Origin of the sequence: Pseudomonas shirazica, assembly GCF_015168335.1 — a bacterium.
Classification (GTDB): Bacteria; Pseudomonadota; Gammaproteobacteria; order Pseudomonadales; family Pseudomonadaceae; genus Aquipseudomonas; species Aquipseudomonas asiatica.
This window is the reverse complement of sequence record NZ_CP063456.1, coordinates 2,795,484-2,820,732: the sequence shown is the minus strand read 5'-3', so window position 1 is coordinate 2,820,732 and position 25,249 is coordinate 2,795,484. Positions and strand designations below refer to the sequence as shown.

At 60.3% G+C, this 25,249-nt stretch carries 22 protein-coding genes and 1 pseudogene; 15 read left to right on the top strand and 8 right to left on the bottom strand.

The annotated features are described in order from the left end of the window. Positions 1–23 precede the first annotated feature (23 nt). The 3 genes and pseudogenes from arsH to IMX18_RS12825 all read right to left on the bottom strand — a co-directional run bounded on the left by arsH (position 24) and on the right by IMX18_RS12825 (position 1,276). Positions 24–740, bottom strand: coding sequence for an arsenical resistance protein ArsH (arsH, locus tag IMX18_RS12830; protein WP_054573825.1), 717 nt, complete (start codon positions 738–740; stop codon positions 24–26). Between the two features lie 50 nt (positions 741–790). Continuing rightward, positions 791–901: pseudogene (locus IMX18_RS28025) on the bottom strand (arsenate reductase ArsC); the annotation flags it as partial. Between the two features lie 18 nt (positions 902–919). Further along, entirely contained in the window at positions 920–1,276 is a 357-nt protein-coding gene (locus IMX18_RS12825; RefSeq protein ID WP_217190505.1) for a metalloregulator ArsR/SmtB family transcription factor, read from the bottom strand. A gap of 441 nt (positions 1,277–1,717) precedes the next feature. On the opposite strand from IMX18_RS12825, the gene IMX18_RS12820 reads away from it, so the two are divergent. The 3 genes from IMX18_RS12820 to tcuB all read left to right on the top strand — a co-directional run bounded on the left by IMX18_RS12820 (position 1,718) and on the right by tcuB (position 5,403). Then, positions 1,718–2,638: a LysR family transcriptional regulator gene (locus IMX18_RS12820; RefSeq protein WP_054573823.1), complete on the top strand. Its 921-nt coding sequence runs from the start codon at positions 1,718–1,720 to the stop codon at positions 2,636–2,638. 148 nt (positions 2,639–2,786) lie between these two features. After that, on the top strand, positions 2,787–4,241 hold the full coding sequence (gene tcuA, locus IMX18_RS12815; protein ID WP_191472818.1) for an FAD-dependent tricarballylate dehydrogenase TcuA: 1,455 nt from the start codon (positions 2,787–2,789) through the stop codon (positions 4,239–4,241). Next, positions 4,222–5,403, top strand: a complete 1,182-nt coding sequence (tcuB, locus tag IMX18_RS12810) for a tricarballylate utilization 4Fe-4S protein TcuB (protein WP_015270081.1) — start codon at positions 4,222–4,224, stop codon at positions 5,401–5,403. Before tcuA ends, tcuB begins: the two co-directional genes overlap by 20 nt. A gap of 60 nt (positions 5,404–5,463) precedes the next feature. Here tcuB and IMX18_RS12805 read toward each other — a convergent pair whose 3' ends face one another. Further along, positions 5,464–6,357 (bottom strand): LysR family transcriptional regulator, encoded by an 894-nt coding sequence (locus tag IMX18_RS12805; RefSeq protein WP_013972231.1) that lies wholly within the window; start codon positions 6,355–6,357, stop codon positions 5,464–5,466. A 147-nt stretch (positions 6,358–6,504) separates the two neighbouring features. Between IMX18_RS12805 and IMX18_RS12800 the strand changes: the two genes are divergently transcribed. The 4 genes from IMX18_RS12800 to IMX18_RS12785 all read left to right on the top strand — a co-directional run bounded on the left by IMX18_RS12800 (position 6,505) and on the right by IMX18_RS12785 (position 11,711). Continuing rightward, on the top strand, positions 6,505–7,584 hold the full coding sequence (locus IMX18_RS12800) for a 4-oxalomesaconate tautomerase (RefSeq protein WP_015270082.1): 1,080 nt from the start codon (positions 6,505–6,507) through the stop codon (positions 7,582–7,584). 73 nt (positions 7,585–7,657) lie between these two features. Then, on the top strand, positions 7,658–8,971 hold the full coding sequence (gene dctA, locus IMX18_RS12795; protein ID WP_003256769.1) for a C4-dicarboxylate transporter DctA: 1,314 nt from the start codon (positions 7,658–7,660) through the stop codon (positions 8,969–8,971). Positions 8,972–9,094: 123 nt separating this feature from the next. Next, positions 9,095–10,399 (top strand): CitMHS family transporter, encoded by a 1,305-nt coding sequence (locus IMX18_RS12790; RefSeq protein ID WP_013972233.1) that lies wholly within the window; start codon positions 9,095–9,097, stop codon positions 10,397–10,399. Between the two features lie 58 nt (positions 10,400–10,457). Next, on the top strand, positions 10,458–11,711 hold the full coding sequence (locus IMX18_RS12785) for an OprD family porin (RefSeq protein WP_054573820.1): 1,254 nt from the start codon (positions 10,458–10,460) through the stop codon (positions 11,709–11,711). A 62-nt stretch (positions 11,712–11,773) separates the two neighbouring features. Here IMX18_RS12785 and IMX18_RS12780 read toward each other — a convergent pair whose 3' ends face one another. The 3 genes from IMX18_RS12780 to IMX18_RS12770 form a co-directional block, all read right to left on the bottom strand. Continuing rightward, positions 11,774–12,673, bottom strand: a complete 900-nt coding sequence (locus IMX18_RS12780; protein WP_054573819.1) for a DMT family transporter — start codon at positions 12,671–12,673, stop codon at positions 11,774–11,776. Between the two features lie 24 nt (positions 12,674–12,697). Continuing rightward, entirely contained in the window at positions 12,698–14,209 is a 1,512-nt protein-coding gene (locus IMX18_RS12775; protein WP_217190507.1) for a sensor domain-containing diguanylate cyclase, read from the bottom strand. A gap of 160 nt (positions 14,210–14,369) precedes the next feature. Then, the gene (locus IMX18_RS12770) at positions 14,370–15,470 is read right to left on the bottom strand and encodes an SDR family oxidoreductase (protein WP_217190509.1); all 1,101 of its coding nucleotides are present in this window, start codon (positions 15,468–15,470) and stop codon (positions 14,370–14,372) included. A 73-nt stretch (positions 15,471–15,543) separates the two neighbouring features. Between IMX18_RS12770 and IMX18_RS12765 the strand changes: the two genes are divergently transcribed. The 7 genes from IMX18_RS12765 (at position 15,544) to IMX18_RS12735 (ending at position 23,485) form a co-directional block, all read left to right on the top strand. Continuing rightward, on the top strand, positions 15,544–15,930 hold the full coding sequence (locus tag IMX18_RS12765; RefSeq protein WP_061302409.1) for a MerR family transcriptional regulator: 387 nt from the start codon (positions 15,544–15,546) through the stop codon (positions 15,928–15,930). A gap of 93 nt (positions 15,931–16,023) precedes the next feature. Beyond that, on the top strand, positions 16,024–16,548 hold the full coding sequence (locus tag IMX18_RS12760) for an RNA polymerase sigma factor (protein WP_015270088.1): 525 nt from the start codon (positions 16,024–16,026) through the stop codon (positions 16,546–16,548). Continuing rightward, the gene (locus tag IMX18_RS12755; RefSeq protein WP_217190511.1) at positions 16,545–17,381 is read left to right on the top strand and encodes a FecR family protein; all 837 of its coding nucleotides are present in this window, start codon (positions 16,545–16,547) and stop codon (positions 17,379–17,381) included. Before IMX18_RS12760 ends, IMX18_RS12755 begins: the two co-directional genes overlap by 4 nt. Positions 17,382–17,458: 77 nt before the next feature. Beyond that, positions 17,459–19,897 carry a TonB-dependent receptor gene (locus IMX18_RS12750; RefSeq protein WP_217190512.1) on the top strand — a complete coding sequence of 813 codons (2,439 nt, stop codon included), beginning with the start codon at positions 17,459–17,461 and terminating at the stop codon, positions 19,895–19,897. Positions 19,898–19,988: 91 nt separating this feature from the next. After that, positions 19,989–20,495 carry a GNAT family N-acetyltransferase gene (locus IMX18_RS12745; RefSeq protein ID WP_015270091.1) on the top strand — a complete coding sequence of 169 codons (507 nt, stop codon included), beginning with the start codon at positions 19,989–19,991 and terminating at the stop codon, positions 20,493–20,495. Positions 20,496–20,772: 277 nt separating this feature from the next. Beyond that, positions 20,773–22,470 carry a 2-isopropylmalate synthase gene (gene leuA / locus IMX18_RS12740; RefSeq protein WP_015270092.1) on the top strand — a complete coding sequence of 566 codons (1,698 nt, stop codon included), beginning with the start codon at positions 20,773–20,775 and terminating at the stop codon, positions 22,468–22,470. Between the two features lie 298 nt (positions 22,471–22,768). Next, positions 22,769–23,485, top strand: a complete 717-nt coding sequence (locus tag IMX18_RS12735; RefSeq protein WP_217190514.1) for an SDR family NAD(P)-dependent oxidoreductase — start codon at positions 22,769–22,771, stop codon at positions 23,483–23,485. 125 nt (positions 23,486–23,610) lie between these two features. Here IMX18_RS12735 and ftrA read toward each other — a convergent pair whose 3' ends face one another. Next, the gene (gene ftrA / locus IMX18_RS12730; protein ID WP_100413444.1) at positions 23,611–24,570 is read right to left on the bottom strand and encodes a transcriptional regulator FtrA; all 960 of its coding nucleotides are present in this window, start codon (positions 24,568–24,570) and stop codon (positions 23,611–23,613) included. Between the two features lie 95 nt (positions 24,571–24,665). Between ftrA and IMX18_RS12725 the strand changes: the two genes are divergently transcribed. Then, on the top strand, positions 24,666–25,100 hold the full coding sequence (locus IMX18_RS12725) for a rhodanese-like domain-containing protein (RefSeq protein ID WP_015270095.1): 435 nt from the start codon (positions 24,666–24,668) through the stop codon (positions 25,098–25,100). The last annotated feature ends 149 nt before the right edge of the window (positions 25,101–25,249 follow it).

Sequence of the window (25,249 nt, the reverse complement as noted above, 5' to 3'; positions counted from 1 at the left end):
GGTCTTGTTCTCGAGTTGTGACTTCAGATGGATCGTTGATTGACACGCCTGGACAATTCCTCGGCCGACTCCTTGCGCTCGGAGTAGCGGTCGACTAGGTAGTCGGCGCGGTCGCGTAACAGCAGGGTGAACTTCACCAGCTCTTCCATGACATCCACGACACGGTCGTAGTACGGGGACGGTTTCATGCGGCCCGTTTCGTCGAACTCCAGGTAGGCCTTGGGCACGGACGACTGGTTAGGGATGGTGAACATGCGCATCCAGCGGCCAAGCACGCGCAACTGGTTGACCACGTTGAACGACTGCGAACCACCGCATACCTGCATGACCGCAAGGGTCTTTCCCTGGGTCGGCCGTACGGCGCCCATGCTCAGGGGGATCCAGTCGATCTGCGACTTGAACACGCCGGTCATTGCACCGTGGCGTTCCGGCGAGCACCAGACCATGCCTTCGGACCACAACACCAGATCGCGCAGTTCCTTGACCATGGGGTGGTCATCGGGCACGTCATCCGCCAGTGGCAGGCCGGACGGGTTGAAGATGCGCGTCTCGGCACCGAAATGCTCCAGCAGGCGGGCGGCTTCTTCGGTCAGCAGGCGGCTGAAGGAGCGTTCGCGGGTCGATCCGTACAGCAGCAGGATGCGAGGCTTGTGGGTGGACTGTTGCGCGATTGCCAGTTTCTCGGCTGTCGGCAGATCGACCAGGTCGTTGTCGATGTTGGGAATGTGGTGTTCGGTCATGGTTTCACTCTGCAGGGTAGTGATGGATCGTGGCGCACTTCGCTCTATAGCTGGCTGCCGCCACTGAAGGCCTTCATCTCGACCGGTGCCTGGTGATTGAAATTGGCATGGGACAGGATGCTGCGGCAGCGATTGGCGGTGCAGAGGAACAGGGCTTTCAGCGTATTTCCTCGCAATGATCAGCAGCAGGCAGCGACGCGCTGAGGGCGGTCACCCATGGTGTCCAGTCGTTTGGCGCTGGTGCTCAACCATTCGCGATTGGCTTCCAGCGTGGTTACCAGGACATCGCGTACCCAGGCGGGCAGTTCTGGATGCAGGCGGTAGTAAACCCATTGGCCCTGCCTGCGGTCTTCAAGCAGGCCGCAGGTGCGCAGTTGTGCGAGGTGGCGGGAAACCTTGGGTTGGCTTTCTTTCAGGGCGCAGATCAGTTCACAGACGCACAGCTCTTCCTCGCGAGCGATCAGCAGCATCATCCGAATGCGGTTCTCGTCGGCGAGGCATTTGAAGACCTGGGTCGGGGTCAGCGAGTCAGTCATGGCAGTTCTCGGTGTTTGCTTTTCATGCTTGATATATATGGTTTTTCAAATATACGATTTTTCGCATGTATTGCAAGGCCTGCCAGATTGATTCCTGCAGACGAAAAGAAGGCCTTGCAGGAGATCGCCCAGCCCTTTGGGCTGCGCTGTCGCGCAGAGAACTCAATTCGCAAGCGCGATGCGGCCTCTGTGGGAGCGGGCGTGCCCGCGAAAAATTCAACGCGGTGGTTGGCACCGGCTGCGCCGGTGTTCGCGGCGGTTCGACGCCTCGACACGCCCGCTCCCACAGAGGCCCTGCTCAATCATCCAGCTATATGCAGTTCCATGAGGGCGGGCCAGTCCGTTCCACCGTAGCGTCCTGTCGATCAAGGCTTGACCGCCCACGCTGTGCAAATACGTTTAACATGCTCCAGGCCTGCCCCCATCGTTGAAGAGATCTGTATGGAGTTACGTCAGCTTCGCTATTTCCTGAGTGTTCTGGAGTACGGCAGCCTTGGCAGGGCTGCGCTCGAGCTAGGGGTTGGCGCCTCGGCTTTGAGCCAGCAGTTGTCGAAGCTGGAGAGCGAGGTGAGTACCCGGCTTTTGACGCGTTCGAGCACCGGCGTAGCGCCGACCGCGGCCGGGCTGGCCTTCGAATACCATGCGCGCCTGGCGCTTCGTCAGGCGGAGCATGCTGTCCTGGCGGCACAAAGTGGTCGCATGAGCGGCTATGCCAGCGTGGGGCTGGCACCGACCACTGCATCGATCCTTGGCTTGGCGTTGATCGACAGGATGCGAGAGCGCTATCCCGACATCCGGCTGCACCTGGTGGAAATGCTGTCTGGTTATCTGATGAACCAACTCAATGCCAGGCACCTTGACCTGGCGGTGCTGTTCCAGGCAGAGACGGGGCCGCGCCTGGAGGTGCGGGGGCTGCTGACGGAGCGGCTGTTCGTGCTGGTTCCCGCACCGCTGGTCAAGGACGGCTGGGGCGAGTCGCTCACGTTGCAACAGATCGCGACGTTGCCGTTGGTGATGCCCAGCAACCAGCATGGATTGCGCACGACGTTGCGCTCGATTTTCGAGCGGGCAGGGCTGGAGGCCAGCATCGTCATGGAAGTCGATGGCCTGTCGCTGTTGATGGATTGCGTGTGTGCGGGCCATGCCGCCACCATCCAGCCCGGCGCGACGGTGGCCCGGGCGCATCAGGCGGGCTTGCGCGTGTTTGCTGTCGACGAAGCCCTGGCGCAGCGTCGCAATGTGATTGTCAGCCTGACTGATGACGAGCTCTCACCGGCGGCGCTGGCTACGCGGATCGTACTGCAGGACGTTGCCCGGGAGCTGGTGGAGCAGGGCCGATGGCCAGGCGCACGGCTGCTTTGACCCAGGCGCCGGGGGCGCTTGTTCCGACCCTTTAGAAAAACTGAATGCCTCCCCCCGACCATCGCGTTTCGCGGTCTGCGGGCGCTCATTAAAGTCCCCGGTCACGAGGAGCAGCCGAACATTCGGCTCTTCGTGATCTGGAGGCGAAATGATCGATGTGCTAGTCATCGGAGGGGGCAATGCCGCCCTCTGTGCCGCGCTGATGGCGCGAGAGGCCGGAGCCAGCGTGCTGCTGCTCGAGGCCGCACCCCGCGCCTGGCGTGGTGGCAACTCACAACACACGCGCAACCTGAGGTGCATGCATGATGGACCGCAGGATGTGCTGGTCGAGGCGTACCCGGAAGAAGAATTCTGGCAGGACCTGCTGAAGGTTACCGGTGGCCAGACCGACGAAAAGCTTGCGCGGCTGGTGATTCGCGCGTCCTCCAGTTGTCGCGGGTGGATGCGCCGCCATGGCGTGCATTTTCAGCCCTCATTGTCGGGTGCGCTGCACACAGCAAGGACCAACGCCTTCTTCATGGGCGGCGGCAAGGCACTGGTCAATGCCTACTTTCGCAGCGCCGAAAACCTTGGCGTACAGATACGCTACGACACGCCAGTAGCCGACATCGAACTGCAGGGCGGACGCTTCGTCGCGGCCCATGTGCCGGCGCGTGAGGTTCAGGGGCGACACCTGCCTGCCGAGCGCATCGAGGCGCGTACCTGTGTGCTTGCCGCCGGCGGCTTCGAGTCCAACCGTGAGTGGTTGCGCGAGGCGTGGGGGCAGAACGAGCGAGGGGAGTGGCCTTCGGACAATTTCCTGATCCGTGGCACGCGCTTCAATGACGGGGTGCTGTTGCGCCGCATGATCGAACAGGGCGCCGACACGATTGGCGACCCGACCCAGGCGCACATGGTGGCGATCGATGCTCGTGCGCCGTTGTACGACGGCGGCATTTGCACGCGCATCGATTGTGTGTCGCTGGGCGTGGTGGTCAACCGCGATGGCCAGCGCTTCTACGATGAAGGCGAGGATTTCTGGCCCAAGCGCTATGCCATCTGGGGGCGCCTGGTGGCGCATCAGCCTGGGCAGGTGGGGTTCTCTATCATCGACCAGAAAGCTCTCGGGCGCTTCATGCCACCGGTTTTTCCGGGTGCCACCGCCGATAGTCTGGAGGCGTTGGCCGGCCTGCTCGGTTTGCCTGTGCAGGCCTTCCTAAAAACCGTGCATGCCTACAACCGAGCCTGCCAGGTGGGCACTTTCGACCACACCCGGCTGGACGACTGCCACACCGCAGGCCTGGAACCGGCGAAAAGCCACTGGGCGCGCCCGATCGATACGCCGCCTTATTACGGCTACCCGCTGCGCCCTGGCGTGACTTTCACCTACCTGGGGCTGCGCACCGATGAAACCGCCGCCGTCCATTTCGACGGGCGTCCCAGCCCGAACCTGTTCGTTGCCGGTGAAATGATGGCGGGCAATGTACTGGGCAAGGGCTACACCGCAGGCGTCGGCATGTCCATCGGCACCGCCTTCGGCCGTATCGCCGGGACCAGCGCTGCTGCGGCGGCGGGTTACGAACATCCAGAAAAAGAGAAGAGCCATGACTGCGCAACTGCCTGAGCCACGCCAGCCTGACACCGCCGGGCCGGCCCTCGAACTGATCCCGGTGTTGAACGTCGAGGAGCAGGAAGTGGACCGGCAAATGCGGATCTGCAATGCCTGCCGTTACTGCGAGGGCTTTTGCGCGGTTTTCCCGGCGATGACCCGCAGGCTGGAGTTCGGCAAGGCCGATATCCATTACCTGGCCAACCTGTGCCACAACTGCGGCGCCTGCCTGCATGCCTGCCAGTACGCGCAGCCCCACGAATTCGCGGTGAACGTGCCCCAGGCGATGGCCAAAGTGCGCGGGCAGACATACGCCGAGTACGCCTGGCCGGCCCTCTTCGGGCGGCTGTACAGGCACAACGGCACCTATGTCGCCAGTGCATTGGCCGTAGCCTTGTCGCTGTTCCTGCTGCTGACCTTGTTCGTCAACGGCACGCTGCTGCCCGGGCGGTTGGCTGGGAATTTCTATGCGGTCTTCCCGCACAACACCCTGGCACTGATGTTCGGAAGCGTCTTTGCCGCTGCAGCGCTGGCCCTGGCGGTGGCGATACGTCGCTTCTGGCGCTCGGTCTCGCCTGCCGAGGCGCTGGCGCAACCGGCCAATGGGGCGGTGTTCGAGGCATCAAGCGCGGTGTTGACCTTGAAATACCTCGACGGTGGGCACGGCCAAGGTTGCAACAATGCCGATGATCGCTACACGCTCTGGCGCCGTCGCTTCCATCACTTCACCTTCTACGGCTTCATGCTGTGCTTTGCCGCCACGGTGGTCGCCACCGGTTATCACTACCTGCTGGGCCAGCAGGCGCCGTACCCGCTGCTGAGTGCACCGGTGTTGCTCGGAACCCTGGGCGGAATTGGCTTGATTGTCGGGCCGGCCGGGTTGCTGGCGCTGAACCTGCGCAGGGCGCCGGAGCAGGGCGATGTGGCCCAGCGCCCCATGGACCGGGCCTTCATTCTGCTTCTGCTGTTGGTCAGCGCCACAGGCCTCGCCTTGCTGGGCCTGCGTGATACCGCAGCGATGGCGATCGTGCTGGCGCTTCACCTGGGGACGGTGATGGCGCTGTTCATCACGCTGCCCTATGGCAAGTTTGCCCATGGCCTGTTCCGCAGCGCGGCACTGCTCAAGTTTGCAATCGAGAAGCGCCGGCCCAACAAGCTGGGCCTGGGCGGGGAGTGAACCATGAACTCAGCCCGTATTTCCCTTGCGCCGTGCCGAGCCGGAAGCAAGGCATTTCGTTCAACGGTTGGGCCACTTGTCCAGCAGGATCGACACGAACTTCTCCGCTGCCGGCGACAGCGACGCCCCTCTGCGGTAGACCAACCCCAGGGTGCGGGTTACCTGGGGCTCGATCAGCGGCACGCTGACCAGCGTCGGGTGGTCGGCGCTGGGCATGGCCAGGCTGGGCATGGCCGACACGCCCAGCCCGGCCTCGACCATGCCCAGCGAAGTGGACAGGTGCTGAACCTCATAGAACCACTTGGGCCGCAGGTTGAGCCCGGACAGGGCATGGTCCAGCAGCATCCGGTTACCGCTAAGCCGGCCTACGCCGATCAGGCGGTAGTCGGCCAGTTCTGTCCAGGTGACGGCCTCACGGTTCGCCAGCTTGTGGTCCCTGCGGCAGGCCAGCACGAAGTGCTCCTGTACCAGGGAGACGAACTCGATGTCCGGGTGCTGGCCACTCATCATGTTGATGCCGAAATCGGCTTCACCCCGCAGCACGGCTTCGAGCCCGTCGTTGGCACTGAGGTCCAGCAGACGAATGCGGATCTTGGGGTATTGCTCGTTGTAGTCGCGGATCACCGATGGCAGGAAATAAAACGCTGCGGTCGGAATACAGGCGAGGGTTACCTGGCCGGTCTGTCGTTCTGCGAGTTCGCGAATGCTCAGGATCGAGTCTTCGAAGTCATCCAGCAGGCGCCTGGCCTTGGGCAGGAAGTCACGCCCGACGCTGGTCAGACTGACGCGACGAGTAGTGCGTTCCAGCAACGAAGTGCCCAAGCCTTCCTCGAGCTTCTTGATCCGTCGGCTCAAGGCGGGCTGGGACAGGTGCAGCGCTTCTGCGGCTTCGTGGAAGCTGCCGAGTTCGGCGATTTTCACGAAAGATCGTATGTCTTGCAGCTCATATTCCATCTCGGATCGCTCTTGGCATTGGGTTCGGTATTGATGCTCAAATCGGAACAATAACTACGATATTTGCATTGGATTGATTTATCCATCCCTGTCAATCTTTTGTCCACAGCATCAATGATGTCCATTGATCAACAAGAGTGCGAAATCATGCAACGAATTCCTTGCGTACTCATGCGCGGTGGCACCTCCAAGGGCCCCTTTTTCCATGCATGGGACCTTCCTGCCAATGTGGTCGAACGCGACGAATTGCTGATCAACCTGATGGGTTCCGGGCATGAACTGGAAATCGACGGCATCGGTGGCGGTAGCCCGCAGACCAGCAAGGTAGCGATTGTCAGCCCCTCGCTGCATGCCGACGCCGACGTCGACTACCTGTTCGTGCAGGTCATGGTCGCCCAGCGCCGGGTTGATACGGCGCCCAACTGCGGCAACATGCTGTGCGCCGTTGGCCCGTTCGCCATCGAGCAAGGTCTTGTCAAAGGCCAGGACGGCAAGACGCTGGTGCGTATTCGCAACCTGAACACCGGCACTTTCGTCAATTCGCTGGTGGAAACCCCCGGCGGCATCGTGCGCTATGAAGGCCGCACGGCGATCGATGGCGTACCGGGCACTGCCGCCCCGGTACACCTGACCTTCCTCGATGCGGTCGGCAGCAAGACCGGCAAACTGTTCCCGACTGGCAAGGCCAAGGATGTGATCGACGGCGTTGCAGTCACCTGCATCGACATGGCCATGCCGATGATGGTGGTGGAGGCCAGCCAGCTGGGCGTCACCGGCTCGGAATCCCCGGCCGAACTCGACGCCAACGGCGAACTGCTCGAGCGCCTCGAGGCGTTGCGTCTGAAGGCCGGCAAGGCCATGGGCCTGGGTGATGTCAGCGGCATGGTCATCCCCAAGCCTGTTCTGGTGTCCAAGCCCCGTTATGACGGCACGTTGCAGGTTCGCTACTTCATGCCACACAACTGCCACCGCGCCTTGGCCATCACCGGAGCGATAGGGCTGGCGACTGCCTGCGTCAGCCCAGGTACGGTGATCGGCGATCTGCTGGGCGAGGGCGCCGTGCAGTTGACCGAAGTGCGTCTGGAACATCCAAGCGGCGGTATTGATGTCGCGCTGTCGCGCAGTGGCGCAGATGGCAAGACGATTCAGGCCTCTGTGGTGCGAACCGCCCGGCGGTTGTTCTCAGGCTTCGTTTACGCGCCTACATTCCGCAGGTTGGCGGGGTAGGCCCAGGCGGTAGTCCAGACCTGTACATTCGCAACAAGCGCATCCGCACAATTTCAACAATGGGTGATGCCTCATGAGACTCGCCAAATCGCTGTACTTCCAGATCCTCTGCGCCGTCCTGCTGGGCGTGGTGGTCGGTCACTTCTGGGCGCAACAGGCCGTTGCGCTCAAGCCCCTGGGTGATGCGTTCATCAAGCTGATCAAGATGATGATCGCGCCGGTGGTCTTCTGCACCATCGTCACCGGTATCGCCGGGATGACCGACAAGCGCTCCCTCGGGCGTTTGATGAGCAAGACCTTGCTGCTGTTCCTGGTATTGACTGTTATCAGCCTGATGATCGGCCTGGCAGCGGTATACCTGTTCCGTCCTGGTGTCGGCATGAACATCGACCCTGCCACTCTCAGCACTGCGGGGCTCGGCCAGTACGCCGCATCTGCGGCGAAGCTCAGCGTGGTCGACTTCTTCATGCATATCATTCCCGACACGTTCATCGGGGCGTTCAACAAGGGTGAAGTGTTGCCAGTGCTGTTCATCGCGGTGCTCAGCGGCTTCGCCTTGTCTTCGATGGGCGAGAAGGGCAAGCCGGTACTCGATGTGCTGGAGTCTGCCTCGACCATGGTGTTTCGCATCTTTGGCTACCTGATGCGTTTCGCACCGGTCGGCGCCTTCGGTGCCCTGGCCTTCACCGTCGGGCAGTATGGCGTGACGTCCCTGGGTGCACTGGCCAAGCTGGTAGGTACGCTCTACATCGCCTGTGCGTTTTTCGTGCTGGTGGTGCTTGGCGGCATCTGCCGTGCCCATGGCTTCAGCTTGTGGAAGCTGCTGCGCTATTTCCGCGAGGAGTTTCTGGTGGTGCTCGGCACCTCGTCCACCGAGCCTGTACTGCCGCGCATGCTGGAAAAGCTGGAGAAACTGGGCTGCAAGAAAGGTGTGGTCGGGCTGGTACTGCCAACCGGTTACTCCTTCAACCTCGACGGTACTGCCATCTACCTGTCGTTGGCGGCGGTCTTCATCGCTCAAGCTTGCAACATCGACCTGAGCCTTGGCCAGACGGTGACGATGCTGGCGATCATGCTGTTGTCGTCAAAAGGCGCGGCGGGTGTGACCGGTAGTGGTTTCGTTGCGCTGGCTTCGACCTTGACCGTCATTCACGACATCCCATTGGCAGGGCTTGCCTTGCTGATCGGCATCGATCGCTTCATGTCCGAGGCGCGTGCCCTGACCAGCCTGGCCAGCAATGCCGTGGCCACGGTGGTCATCTCGCTGTCGGAGAATGCCTGTGAGCGGGAAACCTTGCTGCGCCGCCTGAACGGCATTCCGGCTGCACCGGACGAGGCGGATATTGCGCAGGCCGACTGGTCTGCCGAGCCCCGGCATCACGGCTGAAAAGCCTCTTCACCTTCCCTAGTTGACTTAGAATCCCACTCAGCATCCCAGCGATGCCGAGTGGGGTAGGGGGCCGTCTGCCTTGCCGATGGCCGCAATAGAATAAAAACAAGAGAAAAGACCATGCTCGCACTCCTGGGCCTGATCATGGTGGTGACCTTCACCTACCTGATCATGAGCAAACGCCTGTCGCCAATCGTTGCGCTCACCGTGGTACCCATTGTCTTTGCAGTGATCGGCGGCTTCGCCCCCGAGCTGGGCAAGATGATGCTCGATGGCTTGAAAATGGTGGCGCCCTCGGCGGCCCTGTTGTTGTTCGCCATCCTGTTCTTCGGCCTGATGATCGATGCCGGCCTGTTCGACCCGCTGATCCGCAAGATCCTCAAGCGCGTCAATGGCGACCCGGTCAAGATCGCCATCGGTACCGCGCTGCTCTCGCTGTTGGTGGCGCTCGACGGTGATGGCACCACCACCTACATGATTACCTGTGCGGCCATGCTGCCGCTGTACAAGCGCATCGGCATGAACCCGATGATCCTGGCCACGGTATCCATGCTGTCGCTGAGCATCATGAGTGGCATGAGCCCTTGGGGTGGGCCGGCCACCCGGGCCATTGCCGCGCTCGGGCTGGATGCGACCGAGTATTTCATCCCGATGCTGCCCACCGTGATCGGCGGTGCGGCCTGGGTGGTGTTCACCGCGTTCCTGCTGGGCCGCGCCGAGCGCCGACGCATCGGCAACATCGCCCTGGAGTCGGGTGGCGGCAACTGCTACATCAAGGAAATCCTCGGCGAGAGCCCACATAAGCGCCCACGCCTGGCGTATGTGAACCTGGTGCTGGTGATTGCCGTCATGGCAGCGCTGGTGATGGGCGTGATGCATTCCGCACTGTTGTTCATGATCGGTTTCGTCGCGGCGCTGATGATCAACTACCCGCAGCTGGATCTGCAGAAAGAGCGCATCCTCGCCCATTCTGGCAATGCCATGACAGTGGTACTGCTGGTATTCGCCGCAGGCATCTTCGCGGGGATCTTCTCGGGTACCAAGATGGTCGATGCGCTGGCTCAGACCCTGGTCGACTGGATTCCCGAGGCGTGGAGCCACTGGTTCCCGCTGGTGGTGGCGCTGACCAGCATGCCGCTGACCTTCGTACTGTCCAACGACGCTTACTACTTTGGCGTGGTGCCGATCCTTGCCAACGCTGCGGCCGCCTACGGCATCGACCCGGTTGAAATCGCCCGCGCCTCGGTGCTGGGGCAGCCAGTGCACCTGATGAGCCCGCTGGTGGCCTCGACCTTGCTGCTGGTGGGCATGGTCGATCGCGACATCGGCGACTTCCAGAAGGCCACCGTGAAATGGGCGGTGCTGACATCACTGGTCATCACCGCACTGGCCTTGGTCACGGGTGCCTTGTCCTTCTTCGTCTGATCTGCTTCGGGCGCCGCTGGCGCCCACCTCATCCAAGAACAACAACAGAGTATCGAAAATGTCCCGAACTGTTTTCCGCCGGGCCACCTGTGGCCTGCTTTGCGGCTGGCTGCCTGTGGCCGGCGCTGCCGGATTCATCGACGACGGCAAGCTCAAGCTGCAGCTGCGCAACGTTTACTTCAACGAAAACTTCCGCGACGAACAAGGCATGAGCGCCCGCGCTGCTGCAACTGCAAAGAGCGAGCGGGTGGAATGGGCGCAGGGTTTTCTGCTCGACTACCAATCAGGGTTCACCCAAGGCCCGCTGGGCCTGGGGCTCGATGCCTTGGGGCTTGTAGGCGTCCGTCTCGATTCGGGCCGCGGCCGCAGCGGTACCGGCTTGCTGCCGGTGCATGACGATGGCCGTGCCGCGGACGAGTTCGCCAGTGCCGGGGTAACCGCCAAGGCGCGACTGGGGCAGACCATCGTCAAGCATGGCACCTTGCTGCCCAAGACACCGGTGCTGGTGTACAACGATGCACGATTGTTGCCTCAGACCTACCAGGGTACGCAGCTGACCAGTACCGATGTCGATGGCCTGACCCTGACCGCCGGCCACCTGGACCGCTTCAAGCAGCGGGACTCCTCGGACAGCACCGGTCTGTTCCTGGATGGTTATGGTGGCGGCGAGTCTGGCGATTTCAACTTTGCCGGTGCCGACTATGCCGTCAGCAAGCAGCTGCGCCTGAGCTATTTCCACGGCCAGCTCGAACACTTCTATCGCCAGGACTATGCCGGCCTGGTACACGACCTGCCGTTGGGTGGAGGGGTGTTCACCACCGACTTGCGCTATTTCAAGAGCCGCGACAGCGGAGCCGCTCATGGCGGCCAGATCGACAATGACATGTTCAGCGGGCAGTTGTCCTATACCCACTCCGGGCACACTGTCGGTGCCGGTTACCAGGTGCTCGACGGCGAGGCAGGGCTGCCGTACATCAGCGGCGCGACGGTTTACTCGTTCAGTAACGTTGGCATAGGCAAGTTCATCGAGGAGGAAGAGAAAACCTGGATGGCGAGCTACGCCTACAACTTTGCAGCGGCCGGTGTGCCCGGGCTGACCTTCATGGCGCGTTACCTGAGCGGGGACAACGGTCGTTCCGGTGAAGCCGGGCTCAGCGAGTGGGAGCGTGATGTGGAGCTTGCCTACGTGGTGCAGTCCGGGCCAGTCAAAGGGCTCGGCGTGAAACTGCGCAACTATGTATACCGCTCTGACTTTGCCCGAGGTCGTGACAGCAACCGGATTTATCTCACCTACGATATTGCGGTCTGGTAATGCGGCAGTGCGAGCATGCGCCTCAAGGAGCGCGTGCTCGCCGGGTGCTGATTGAAAATGAATTATGCGCCGGACGGCTGTGGTGCTTTTTTGCCTAACCGGATCAGCTCGTTGGAGAAACATAATCCGCAGAGGATCAGCCCGGCCCCCGGGTACAAGGTGTCTCGTGGCACTTCATTGAGGATCACGAACGCTAGAAGCGCGGCAAACAGCGGTTCAGTCAGCTCCAGTGCCTGGACTTGTGATGGCTTCAAATATTCGATGGCCTTGGTGGTACAGAAGAAGCCGAGGATAGTCGGCAACGCAGCCAGCGCCAGCAATGCCAGGACCGCTCCCAGCGACAGTTCACCAATGATGAACCCATCGGTTGCAGCTGGCATCAGCAGGTAGAGACTGCCGAAAAACAATAGTTGCCGAGTAAAATGCAGCCCCCCGGAAACGCCCATGCGCTTCATGGCAACTGAAAATGCACCGTAGCCGCAGCCCCCAGTCGCAGCGAGCATTGCACCTTGCAGCGTGAAGCCTTGGTCCAGGTCGGCTCCAAAAATCACGGCAATACCGGCTATGGTCAAACCGGCGCCTACTGTCGCATTGGCGGTGATTGGATCCTTGAGGACTATCCGTCCCAGTAATATCGAAGAAATGGACGCGCTTGCCATCAGGATCACCACGACGCCTGCCGCGGCGTAATGGCTATAGGCCGAAGTCTCAAAGTGGAACAGCACAAAAATGCCGAGAAAGGCGCAAACGGCGGCATGGAACCATTTGGCCGTATGCAGTGGCCGCTTGAGGATCAGTAGCAGTGCTGACAGCAACAGGCAGCCGAGGACTGTTTTTATCAGGGCGATGCTGCTGGAACTGAATCCACTGTTCATCAATACCTTGCTGAGTACACCGATCGTTGCATTCAGTGCAGCGGCGCAGAGTGCAAAGAGCAAGCCTTTGCTGAATTGAGATTGCATTTATACATTCCTTGTTATTTGGCTTTATGTCTTCGACCGGTCGACATGGAGGCGATTGCGGCCGGCCTGCTTGGCGATATAGAGCGCCCGGTCGGCGCGCTCAATCAGTGATGGCGCGCTGTCCAGGGCCGTACCTTTGGAGCAGGCGATGCCGATACTGGCGGTTATGTGTCCGAATGGGCTGCCGTTGTGAGGGATGGCTTGCAAAGCCAGGCGCTCGAGCATCAGCCTGCCGACGACGGCCGCTCCATCGTTGTCGGTATCGGGCAGGATTACCGCCATTTCCTCCCCCCCGTAGCGTGCCAGCAGGTCGCGAGGGCGGCGAATGCAGGAAGAGAGCAGGGAGGCTATCTGCTGCAGGCAGGCATCGCCCGCCGGATGCCCGTAGGTGTCGTTGTAGGGTTTGAAATGATCGATGTCGATCATCAGCAAAGCCAGCGTGGTGCCATTGCGATGGGCCGTGCGGATTTCCTGAGTCAGCGCTTCGTCAAAGCAGCGCCGGTTGGCAAGCCCCGTGAGCGCATCGTGCATCGCCAGGCTCTCGAGCTGCTGGTTGCTGTCGAGTAGCCGTTGCTGGGTCAGTCGAAGCTCGCTTTCGACCGCATTTCGCCGGCTCATGGCGCGAATCAACAGCCAGCCAATGGCCCCGGTCAGTGCCAGCAGCACAGCGACCACCAGCGTTGACAGCAGCGCCTCGAGCCGCCAGGCCGAGAGTGCCTCCTGCTTGCCCAGCGCGACCGTTGTCACCAAAGGTAGCTTGTCGCTCTTGCGAAACGCATAGAGGCGCTCCACGCCGTCCAGGCTGGAGGTGAACGACGCAGTGCCTGCTGACTGGTCAACGAGATACTTGGTAAAGATGGGCGACTTCGAAAAGTTGCGACCCATGTCCTGTTCCCGAAACGGGTAGCGCACCAGCATGGAACCGTCGGTATAGGCCAGCCCGATGGCGCCCTCATGGCCGACATCGAGTTTGCCGAATAGCTGCAGGAAGTTCTCCACGCCAAGCGTCATGGCGACAACGCCGGCGAATTCGCCGTGGTTATCGTTGAACCGCCGGCTGATGGTGATCACCCATTCCTGGTTGACGCGGCTACGGATTGGCAGGCCGATGAAAGGGTCGCGGGACGGGTCGTCACGATGGTGTATGAAAAAGGCGCGGTCGCTGCTGTTGGCACCGACGGGGGGCGGCTGGTTGGACGACATCAGCCAGCGTCCGTCCCTGGCGTAGATCATGATGCCGCTCATTGGCGGCATCAATGGTTGCTGGCGCTTGACCAGTTGATCCAGCCGCTCGATCTGCGCAGGTCCGGAGCCCTCGGTTTCCAGGCGCTCGACCAGCCCGAGCAGTAGCATTGAGCTCTGACGGAAGATACCTTCCGAATAGGTGGACAATGCCTGGGTCAGGTTAAGGCCATGGACATTGACGTCTTCCAGGGCACGCTCGCGAGAAGCCATGACCTTCCACAGCGTTAGCGAGGCGAGAGAACAACCGATGACCGATAGCAGTAGCACAACGAGGTGGATGTCACGCTTCACGTCAATTCACACGCCTTTTTCCCTAAAGACCAAGTTGAGCGTCGACACGCTTTAACTAACCAGACGGTCAGGAAGTAACCAATCGGTTCATGTGCAACAATATAACACCGAAGTTACCGGAATGTTCGACAGAATTACGCGTTCTGTCAGAACCCGTTCGTTATCTTCCGGCAGGGTATGCAGAAGTATGAACATGACGATTGGGCAAGTAACCCTCAACGTAGCGCACCGTCTTTTCCAAAGTTCGCGTCATGTCGGGATGGGCCAACTGATACTTTCGTTCCAGTTGCTGGCTGTCGTTCATGTCGAACCGCTGCGTCTGGATGAAGTTCAGTGACTCCGCGCTGATCGATAATCGGTTGGCCAGTCCTGGAATCGCCAACAGCCACTTCAGCAACCCTATGGGTACATGGCGGCGGGGGGGCTCTATATCCAGCGTTTGTGCCATTTGCTCAAGCATACCCTGCAGGTTCGGCGTGTGCTCATACAGCGCCAGGACCTGCCGGTTGACCATTGATGGGTCGAACGCCACGCAGGTCATCATCTTTACCAGGTAATCAACGCTGACCAGCGGCAACCAGTGCCTGGCGGAGCCGGGGACAGCCTTGAACCGGCCCAGTGCCAGGTTTCTGATGAGGTCCACCAGAGGTTGACCTTCAGGGATATGCCCACTCTCGCTGTGACCACATACCGTAGCAGGATGAACGATCGAGTAATCTGCGCCTACCTCCTGCATGTAACGGACGACCGAGAAATGGGACTCCAGCTTGCTGCCTTCGTAGCCCCCGACACGGCCGTATACTGCAGGCCAATTGGTGTTTTCAGGGTGCGCGTTATCAACCCCGATACTTGCAAGATGGGTAAGGTTCTGCAGCATATAACCGCCAGCCATCAGCAAGCGGATACGCTGGCTCGCCGCAAGCCTGGCGACCCTCAGCGCCCCGTGTACGTTGACTGCGCGGGCCTGTTCCATTGTAAGGCCCCAGGTAAACTGCGCCGCGAGGTGAAAGACCACGGCGGCCGAAGTTACGCATTGCCTGTCTGCTTCGCTGAGTCCAAGCCCATCCCTGCTGATGTCTCCTTCAACTGCGTTTAAATACGCGGGATTACCTCCCAGTTGGCCTACCTGCTCTTTGAGGCGTTCGATGTTTGCAGGGTTGCGCATGAGCACCCAGGTCTTGTGCCCTGTCGCGGTAAGATGGGCCAGCAGATGTTGACCCACAAACCCACTGCCGCCAGTGACGAAGCATTCCACGCTCATATCTGAATCCTTGTCTGGATGATCGGCGCAGGCTAAGGTGTAGAGCCTACTCTACAGTCAAGGAATTTTTATCGTGAATGTCGGAGAGTTGGAGCGCCGGAGTGGGGTGGGCCGCCATACATTGCGTTATTACGAGCAACTCGGGCTTATCGTGGCCCATCGCCAAGCCAACAATTACCGCAGCTACAGCGACCAGACCGTTGTCGATCTGGCCTTTATTCAAAGTGCCCAGAGCGGCGGTTTTTCGCTCGCCGAGATTGGCGAAATCCTTGCGGCCAAGCGCGGTAACACGATCGATTGCGCCCAAGGCGCGATGTTGGTAGCCGGCAAGATGGCCGAAATTCAAGCGAAGATCACCACGCTGCAAGCCGCCTATGTGTTTCTGGATGCGGAGCGTGCAAAGCTGGAAGCCAGTGCCATTGCCAACGGTCTGACCATTCCTCGCCCTCTCTCGGTTTAGCATGGCTCGATGCTGTAGCTTGTTTATTCGCAATTATTTCTCATTTACACTTGTGTCTTGTTTTCGAGGCCTACCTCTTATCCAGGATGCATCGTGTCGTTCGATCCCGCCAAACCGTCGCTGCTGTCTACATTGGTCCGTCACTATGACGAGCTGGTGGACCACATTCGCCGACGCTTCGGCGACAGAAGCGTGGCGCGCGATGTAGTGCATGACGTGTGTGTGCAGTTGCTTGAGCGCGGTGAGAAAGAAGACGTCAGAACCCCACTGGCCCTGCTACGAAAAATATCCCACGACACCGCCGTGAGCCGCTATCGTAGCGATCGCCGCCGAGGCGCCTGGGTAGAGGCAATTTCCGAGCTGCCAGAGGTGGCCTGCCCGGCAGCCACCCCGGTGACCAGGTATGACAGCGCGCGCGAGTTTCAACTGCTCGTCAACGCTATCGCAGACCTCCCACCACGCTGCCAGGCTGTTTTCGTCATGCACAAGATTCACGAAATCCCCCAGGCAGAAGTAGCTGCGCGCCTCGGTATTTCCCTAAAGACTGTGGAAAAGCATCTGCGCCTGGGGTTGGCGGCGTGCAGGCAACGGCTTGGGCGCGATGAGGTGCATCCATGACCAGGCAGCCCGAACAGGCGCCATTGGACGAGGCACTGGGGCGACATCGTGAAGAGCTCAAGCAGCTGTTCCCCATGCCGCCGTTCAGGCCAGCGCCCTCCAAAGCGGTGAAGTCGGCCGGCATTACACTAGCGGTTGCGATCGCCTTTGCGGCCCTGGCGTGGCTGAACCCTGCCTACAAGAGCGAGCGTTTCGCTACCGCCATTGGTGAGCGGCGCGCTGTGCTGCTGAGCGATGGAAGCAAGCTGCTGCTCGACAGTGGCACGCATGTCGATATCAGTTGGCGTCTGCTCAGCCGCGAAGTCGACCTGCGCGCAGGGCAGGCGCTTTTCGATGTGTCCTCGGCCGTGTACCGCCCCTTCGTAGTGTCCGCTGGCATGGCGAAAGTCGAGGTGCTCGGTACGCTGTTCAATGTCCGCCGGCTGGATAACGACGCGGTGCGTGTGACCCTGGCCCGTGGGCGCGTGGACGTCACCGCTGCAACTGCAGCACAGGCGCCTGTCACCCTGAGGCCAGGGCAACAGGTCGACTCGATTGGCGGGCAACTGATGCCGGTTGCAAAGGCTGACGCCTCCAAGGCGATGGCATGGAAAGATGATCGCATCGTGTTCGAGCAGACGCCGCTGGATGAAGCGGTGTCGTTGTTGCGCCACTATCGCAAGGCCCCCATCGAGCTGAGCGACCCAAGCCTGGCCGCACTCAAGGTGACGGGGGTGTTCGAAGCGCGCAATGTCGACCTGCTACTGGATCTGCTGCCCAGCATCCTGCCTGTCGCCGTGCTGCAAGCAGGGGACGGCAGCGTCCGGATTCAACGCAAACCGACAAGAAAATAATTCTCAGGCGCAGGTAGGGTTTCTCGATCCCCATGGCGGCTACTGAAAAAGCCCAACCACAAAAAGGAACTCGAGAAGTGCATTTTCCCCTCCGCAGTCGCCAGCTACGCCTGTCATTGCTTGCCAGTAGCCTGCTCATCGCAATGTCGGCCCAGAGCCGGGAAAAGGTGAACGTGGATCTCCCCGCCGCACCGCTGGGCGAGGCCATCAACGCGCTCGCACAGCAGTCTTCGGTACAGATCATCTTCGCCAGCGATCTTGGTGCAGGCCGAAACGCGCCTGCGGTGAAGGGGCGGTTCACACCCGAGGAAGCACTTCAAACGCTGCTCAAGGACACTGGCTTGCAGGTACAGGCCAAGGATGAGCGCACGTTCGTCATCGTCGCGCAGGGGGGCCCTGCATCAAGTGCTGGAATCCAGAGCGGACCCGTGGAAATGGCCCAGACGGAAATCACCGCCTCGCGCACCAGCAGCAGCCTGGTTTCTGCGACGCGGCAATCCACCATTCTCGAGCATGAACAACTGCAGGAGCTGCGCCAGGGGTCAGAGAGCCTGGCTACGGTACTGGCCAAGGCGGTTCCCGGCATGTCCGACTCCAGCCGCACCGTCACCGAGTATGGCCAGACCCTGCGCGGGCGCAGCATGCTGGTCATGGTCGACGGGGTGCCGCTCAATACCAACCGCGACTCCTCGCGCAACCTGGCCAACATCGACCCGGCACTGATCGAACGGGTCGAAGTCATTCGTGGCAGCAGCGCCATCTACGGCAGCGGCGCCACGGGGGGCATCATCTCCATTACCACACGGCCCGCGGGTGGTGAAAACCGCGCCGAAACCAGCCTGAGCGCGACCTCGCCGCTGACCCGCCTTGGCAGCGATGGCCTGGGGGGGCAGTTCCAGCAATATTTCGCGGGCTCTCAGGGTGCGGTGGACTACTCGTTCGACTTCGGTACCCGCCATATCGGTGCCTCGTATGATGCGCACGGTGACCGGATCGCCCCGGAGCCAAGCCAAGGCGACCTGTTCGATTCGAACATCTACAACATTGGCGGCAAGCTGGGGCTGCACATTGACGAGAACCAGCGAGTGCAGCTTGCAGTCAGCCACTACGATGCCCGCCAGGACACCGATTACGCTACCGACCCAAGCGTCGCGAAACTCCCTGCTGGCTCTGTGCCGGCCAATGCGATCAAGGGCCTGGATCTTGACGAGCAGAACCGCATTCGCAACACGCTGGTGAACCTGGAGTATGAAAATCTCGACATCCTCGGGAGCCGGCTTTCTGCCCAGATGTACTACCGGGACTACTTCACACGCTTCACCCCGTTCGATGCCCGTGCCGTTGCCACCCGCGGCGGCAATGTTGACCAGATCATGCAAAACAGCGAAGTCTTCGGAAGCCGCCTGACCCTGCGCACGCCAATTGGCGACAGCGGCAGTACCGAACTGGTGTGGGGTGGTGACTATAACCAGGAGCGCAGCGACATGCCGCTCGATGTCTTCGACCCGGCGGCTTATGACGCCAGTGGCGGCCTGGTTTTCGACAAGACCGGCAAGCTCACCTACATGCCCCCGCTGAGGACGCGAAGCGCTGGCGCCTTCGCCCAGCTGCAGCATCGCTTCGATGAGCATTGGTCGGTCGACGGCGGCCTGCGCTACGAATACTCCACCGCCGAATTCGATGACTTCGTTCCGTTGTCCGAGTCCACGGCTGCCTCCCCGGTGGCGGTGAAGGGTGGCGACATTCATTACGATGCGGTGCTGTCGAACCTGGGCATCGTCTACTCGCCGGTACTCGGCCAGGAAATCTACGCCTCCTTCAGCCAGGGCTTCCAGTTGCCCGACGTGGGCATCCAACTGCGCAATGCGCGCCGTGGCTTCGACATCGGCGCATCGAACCTGGAACCGGTCAAGACCAACAACTATGAGCTTGGCTGGCGAGGAGACCTGGGCAGCAACACACTCGGCACCCTGGCGCTGTTCTACACCACCTCCAAACTGGGGGATGTACAAAGTTTCAACAACGGCCTGATTCTGACCCGCACCAAGGAGCGTATCTACGGTGCTGAAGCCAGTGCCGATTGGCTGTCGGACGATGCTGTGTGGGGCGCAGGGGGGAGTGCGACCTGGATGCGCGGACGAGAAAAACCGGACGGTAAAGACTGGCAAGACATGACCGGCTATCGCGTTCCGCCGCTGAAGCTGACCGCCTACGTGCAATACAAGCCGACCCTGGATTGGAGCAACCGCTTGCAAGCCACGTTCTTCGATGCCAAGGACTACAGGCTCGATGGGGTGGACAGCTTTGGTCGACATCAGGTTAGCAGTTATACGACAGTCGACCTGGTCAGCCAGTACCAGATCTCCGCAGACGACAAGGTGAGCGTCGGCATCCAGAACCTGTTCAACCGCGACTACTACCCGCTCTACAGCCAGTTGCTGCGCAATAACAACAACACCAGCCACTTGCCGGCACCCGGCACGGTATTGACTGCCAGTTACACGCACAATTGGTAAGGTAGTGAAAAACCACCGGGCTCGATGTCGGCCCCGGTGGTCATTGTCATGTTTCATACCAATAGCTGGCTTGTAGGGTAGGGAGTCTACGATGGAACGGTCTTGCACCACTTATTATCTGGAAATGGTCTCGGCATCCGAGCTGAAGGAAAAACCACAGCCTCACGAACTCCAGATCATTGAATGTGAAGTGCCTCAGGCGGAATTCAATCGGTTTCTGTACAAGCTGGTAGGCACACCTTGGGAGTGGGGCGATCTTGACACCTGGGGGATTTCTGACTGGCAGGCACTCGTCGAACAGGATTGCCACCGTACCTGGGTTGCCTATTACCGTGGTGCGATAGCTGGCTATTACGAGCTCTATCGCCCCGATGGCAGTAACGCAGAGATACGCTACTTCGGGCTGGCACCTCAATTCCTGGGGTGTGGCTTCGGCGGAGCGCTCCTGAGCCATGCTGTTCGATCTGCGTGGGGATGGAGCGGTACAGAGCGGGTGTGGGTACATACCTGCACCTTCGACCATCCTGCCGCGCTTCGAAATTATCAGGCGCGAGGGTTCCGTATCTTCAAGCAAGAGGAGACGGAAGCAAGCCAATAAGCGCTTTTTCATGAAGGCGCATTCGCCTTTGCCAGATTTTGGGGCTGTAGCTTCCGACGGGATGGTGCTGAAGGCAGCCTGTGGCTGCCTATTTTCATTTTTCGATATAAAAATCCATTTTTTCATTGTTTATAACAATAAATGTTCGCAAGTTACCGAATTGATGCTGAATAACGCAATCGAGGTAAGCCAGGTTCTGTGTAAATTGGATCCAATATTTTGGCTTGTCCATCACGGGCAAGTACAAGGTGTTACACAGGCCCAGGAGAAAGCCGCCATGATGCTTAAGGATCCATCAATCAAATATCGCCATTTCGCCACAGTCGACCTGCCAGACCGCCAGTGGCCCAATCAGGTCCAGAAGGTCGCTCCCACCTGGTGCAGCGTCGACATGCGAGACGGTAACCAGGCACTGATCGAGCCGATGAACGCCGAACGCAAGCGTCGATTCTTCGACCTTTTGGTGAAGGTCGGTTTCAAGCAGATCGAGGTTGGCTTCCCGGCAGCATCGCAAACCGATTTCGACTATGTGCGTGAATTGATCGAGAGCGGTCGGATCCCCGAAGATGTGACTATCCAGGTCATGACACAGGCCCGTACACACTTGATCGAGCGTACCTTCGAAGCGCTCAAGGGGGCGCCACGTGCCATCGTTCATGTGTACAACGCAACGGCTCCCGTATTTCGTGATGTGGTGTTCGGCGTGGATCGCGCAGGTTGCATCGGCATCGCCACGCAGGCTACCCGGGAGATCAAGGCGCTGATGCAGGCCAATCCGCAGACGCAGTGGACTTACCAGTATTCACCAGAAACCTTCTGCTTCACCGAGCTCGATTTTGGCCTGGAAATTTGCGAAGCGGTGATCGACGTATTCGAACCGTCTCCCACCAACAAGATGATCCTGAACCTGCCTACCACCGTGGAGGTTTCGACCGCCAACGTGTTCGCCGACCAGATCGAATGGTTCTGCCGCCACGTACGCAAGCGCGACAGCGTGATCATCAGTATCCACCCGCACAATGACCGTGGCACAGGTGTGTCTACCGCCGAGCAGGCCTGCCTGGCAGGCGCCGAGCGGGTCGAGGGCACCTTGTTCGGCAATGGTGAGCGCACCGGTAATGTCGATATCCTGACCTTGGCCATGAACCTCTACACCAGTGGCATCAGCCCGGAGCTGGATTTCTCTGACATCATCCATGTCCAGCGTGAGGTCGAGTTCTGCAACCAGTTGCCGACCCATCCACGCCATCCCTATGCGGGAGAGCTGGTGTTCACGGCATTTTCCGGCTCTCACCAGGACGCCATCAAGAAGGGCTTCGCCCAACGGCGGAAAAACCCCGACGGTTTCTGGGAGGTGCCGTACCTGCCGATCGACCCGGCCGACATGGGGCGCAGCTACGAGGCAGTCATCCGGGTCAACAGCCAGTCGGGCAAGGGTGGTGTGGCCTATCTCCTGGAGCAGCAGGGTATCGTCCTGCCGCGCCGGTTACAGATGGAGTTCAGCGGCCTGGTGCAGCAGGTCGCCGATAGTGAAGGGAGGGAGATCACCAGCGAAATGATCTTGTCGTGCTTCACCAGAAACTACCTGGAGCAGGGTAATCCCTACGCCTTGCTGCACCCCATGGTCACCACTGACGAAGCCTGCACTTACCTTGACGCTCAACTGCTGGTCGAGGGTGAACGCCTGGCGTTCGCTGGCAAGGGCAATGGCCCAGTGGCCGCACTGGTCCATGCGTTCGCCCAGCAGGGGCTGGTCTTCGATATTGCCGATTACCACGAGCACGCCGTGCGTGATGGTGCTGAGGCCGAAGCCATTGCCTACATCGAAATACGTGTCAAGAACCAGTTGCTGTTTGGCGTGGGCAGGGACGGCAGTACACTCCAGGCATCACTCAAGGCTGTGGTGAGTGCTGTCTGCCGGGCCACGCGCCTGGGGCTGCTCGATACAGTGAAAAGCACGGTCGCCACGGCTTGAGGGATACTGGCTGGCGCTGTTCGGCGGTGTGGTGACCAATGCTGCTGCGGCCACGGCGGAAAAGGTGAAATGCCAGCCTTGTAACCCTGAACCGCTATTGACCTCGAGTTAACTCAAGGTTTTAGAGTGGCGTGGCGGCACACTCGCTGCTTGCGCAAACGAACTCGCAAGCACCAGAAATGGACACTCCGACTTCACTGCTGGTTTTCCAGATTATCGGCTTCATCGCCTTGGGCCTGTCGAAGGCGATGACCGATCCAGTGAGGCCTGGAGCAGATCAGGGAAAGAGGAACAGCATGTGAAGACGATGATCGTAGGCGCCAGCAGAGGGCTGGGGCGGGCTTTGCTCGAAGGCCTCGGCAAGCCCGGGGACACGCTGATTGGCGTATCACGCAAACAGCCGAAAGATCTGGCCCTTGCGCCGGGCATCGGCCTGTACTGGATCGATGCCGACCTTTCCGAGCCAGTGGCGGCTGTAGCACGGATCGCGGACCGAACACCTGCCGATCTGGACGTACTGATATACAACGTCGGCATCTGGGAAGAGCATGCCTTCAGCGAGCACTATGCATTCTCCGAAGACAGCGACGAATCGATCACCCGGCTGGTCGAGGTGAACGTCACCGCCACGCTGCTTCTTCTCAAACGCCTGATACCCAGGTTGCTCGGTGCTCCCCGGCCGCAGTTGATCCTCACCGGCTCGACTTCGGCTCTTCGCCAGAGCGGGCGCCCGGAGGTAGCGTTCGGTGCCTCCAAGTTCGCCCTCAACGGCATGGCTGATGCGCTACGCGAAGGCTTCAGGGATGACAACCTGGCGGTGACCGTGCTTCAGCTGGGTTACCTGAATACCGATGACGCCCTGTCCACGCCATTGGTGCAGGCTGCTGCGCGAGGTGAGCGGCGTTGGGTACCGGTACATGATGTGGTCAACATGGTCGATGCGTTGTTACGCCTGTCAGGGGCTTCATTCGTACGGGAGTTGATCTTGCCCGCGATCGGGGATGAGCGCTTCTGACACCACAACGGTCAGTCGCCCTGAGTCCGGATAGCAGCTGACGCGTACCAGGGCGCGACAGAATCGACATGCACGTGTTTCTGCTTCCTTGGCAAAAACGATGTATCAAAGGTACCGCTGAACGGTCAGTGGTTGCCAAACTGCGCACGATACCTCATGGGCGCCAACCCCACGGTCTTGCGAAATGCTGCCCGGAAACTTTCCGCCGAGGCGAACCCGCAGCGTTCGGCGATTTGCTCATTGCTCAATGGGCTGCTTTCCAGCAACTCACGCGCCACGTTCATGCGCACCTGAAGCAGCCAGGTTTTCGGCGTGATGCCTGTCGCTTCGATGAAGCGTCGCAGGAAGGTTCGTTCGCTCATCAGTGCCTTCGCTGCCAGCTGCTTGACCGTAAGCGGCCTGCCCACATGCAAGGTCGCCCACTCCAGCACCGCGGCAAGATCATCGCGAGGCTTCTGGGCAACGGGTGCGGGGAAGAACTGTGTTTGCCCTCCGGAACGCTGGGGTGCCATAACCAGGCGACGGGCAACGGTGTTGGCAACCTGGGTACCAAAGTCTCGACTCACCAGGTGCAGGCAGGCATCTATACCGGCAGCGCTGCCTGCCGAGGTAATCAGCTGGCCGCAGTGTACGTAAAGCACGCCTGGGTCTACTTCAATGAGTGGATAGCGTGCCGCGAGTTCGTCCGTATAGCGCCAGTGGGTGGTGGCACGCTTGCCGTCCAGAAGGCCCGCAGCCGCGAGCACGAACACCCCCGAACAGATGGAAAGCAACCGCGCCCCGCGTTGATACGCGGCGCGCAAGGCGTCCAGCAGCACCTGCGGCGGGCGCTCATCGCGGCTACGCCAGCCCGGAATGATGATGGTATGGGCATCAACGAGCGACTCCAAGCCGAACTCGGCAATGACCTGCATGCCACCTGCCGCGTGCATTGGTGCGGGATCGACGGCGACGATGCGATGCGTGTACCAGGCGAATTCGAACTCCGGGCGTGGCAGCCCGAAGATCTCCACGGCAATGCCGAACTCGAAGGTGCACAGCCCGTCATAGGCAAGCACGGCGACCAAACCAGGGTTCGTGAGCATTGGCGGAAAACTACCGGTGACTGTCGAGTGCGCCACTGTAGCGGTACAGGCGGGCTTCCTACAATGGGCGCACCTTCAACCGAGGAGTGAAATCCATGCCAAGCCTGGTCAGCGAATATCCTGCCGCAAGCCCATCCGAAGCCCTGCTTCATTTCAGCCGCCGTCTGGCGTTCGAGACGGATTGTTCGGATGTTGAACGTAGCCAGCGGTCGGGTGATGTCGACTATGTGCTGGTAGATGTAAGGAGCAGCGAGGCGTTTGCGCAAGGCCATGTGCCGGGCGCGATCAATATTCCTGGCCGCACCATCAGCGCAGAACGCATGGCTGACTATGCGCGCCAGACGCTTTTCGTTGTTTATTGCGCGGGGCCGCATTGCAATGGCGTACATCGGGCGGCGGTTCGTTTGGCTGAGCTGGGTTTTCCGGTGAAAGAAATGATTGGCGGGGTTACCGGCTGGCTTGACGAAGGGTTTTCGTTGGAGGGTGCGGACGTTGCTGCACAGGGTAACGGCGTTTCATGTGCATGTTGAGTCGAGAGGGCACAGTTCGAGCGGCATCACCCGAGGACGTACCCGGCCTGATCGAGCACATGCGAGCATCGGAAAGTTTTTCCGAATATCGATGAGCAGCTCTCTCTGCATTGATGAGCCTTCCCACAGATAGTGTTATCTCGCTAGCC

Bases quoted from the DNA above. Each gene is read 5' to 3' on its own strand.
- arsH (WP_054573825.1), bottom strand. From the start codon at position 740: ATGACCGAACACCACATTCCCAACATCGACAACGACCTGGTCGATCTG.
- IMX18_RS12825 (WP_217190505.1), bottom strand. From the start codon at position 1,276: ATGACTGACTCGCTGACCCCGACCCAGGTCTTCAAATGCCTCGCCGAC.
- IMX18_RS12820 (WP_054573823.1), top strand. From the start codon at position 1,718: ATGGAGTTACGTCAGCTTCGCTATTTCCTGAGTGTTCTGGAGTACGGC.
- tcuA (WP_191472818.1), top strand. From the start codon at position 2,787: ATGATCGATGTGCTAGTCATCGGAGGGGGCAATGCCGCCCTCTGTGCC.
- tcuB (WP_015270081.1), top strand. From the start codon at position 4,222: ATGACTGCGCAACTGCCTGAGCCACGCCAGCCTGACACCGCCGGGCCG.
- IMX18_RS12805 (WP_013972231.1), bottom strand. From the start codon at position 6,357: ATGGAATATGAGCTGCAAGACATACGATCTTTCGTGAAAATCGCCGAA.
- IMX18_RS12800 (WP_015270082.1), top strand. From the start codon at position 6,505: ATGCAACGAATTCCTTGCGTACTCATGCGCGGTGGCACCTCCAAGGGC.
- dctA (WP_003256769.1), top strand. From the start codon at position 7,658: ATGAGACTCGCCAAATCGCTGTACTTCCAGATCCTCTGCGCCGTCCTG.
- IMX18_RS12790 (WP_013972233.1), top strand. From the start codon at position 9,095: ATGCTCGCACTCCTGGGCCTGATCATGGTGGTGACCTTCACCTACCTG.
- IMX18_RS12785 (WP_054573820.1), top strand. From the start codon at position 10,458: ATGTCCCGAACTGTTTTCCGCCGGGCCACCTGTGGCCTGCTTTGCGGC.
- IMX18_RS12780 (WP_054573819.1), bottom strand. From the start codon at position 12,673: ATGCAATCTCAATTCAGCAAAGGCTTGCTCTTTGCACTCTGCGCCGCT.
- IMX18_RS12770 (WP_217190509.1), bottom strand. From the start codon at position 15,470: ATGAGCGTGGAATGCTTCGTCACTGGCGGCAGTGGGTTTGTGGGTCAA.
- IMX18_RS12755 (WP_217190511.1), top strand. From the start codon at position 16,545: ATGACCAGGCAGCCCGAACAGGCGCCATTGGACGAGGCACTGGGGCGA.
- IMX18_RS12745 (WP_015270091.1), top strand. From the start codon at position 19,989: ATGGAACGGTCTTGCACCACTTATTATCTGGAAATGGTCTCGGCATCC.
- leuA (WP_015270092.1), top strand. From the start codon at position 20,773: ATGATGCTTAAGGATCCATCAATCAAATATCGCCATTTCGCCACAGTC.
- ftrA (WP_100413444.1), bottom strand. From the start codon at position 24,570: ATGCTCACGAACCCTGGTTTGGTCGCCGTGCTTGCCTATGACGGGCTG.
- IMX18_RS12725 (WP_015270095.1), top strand. From the start codon at position 24,666: ATGCCAAGCCTGGTCAGCGAATATCCTGCCGCAAGCCCATCCGAAGCC.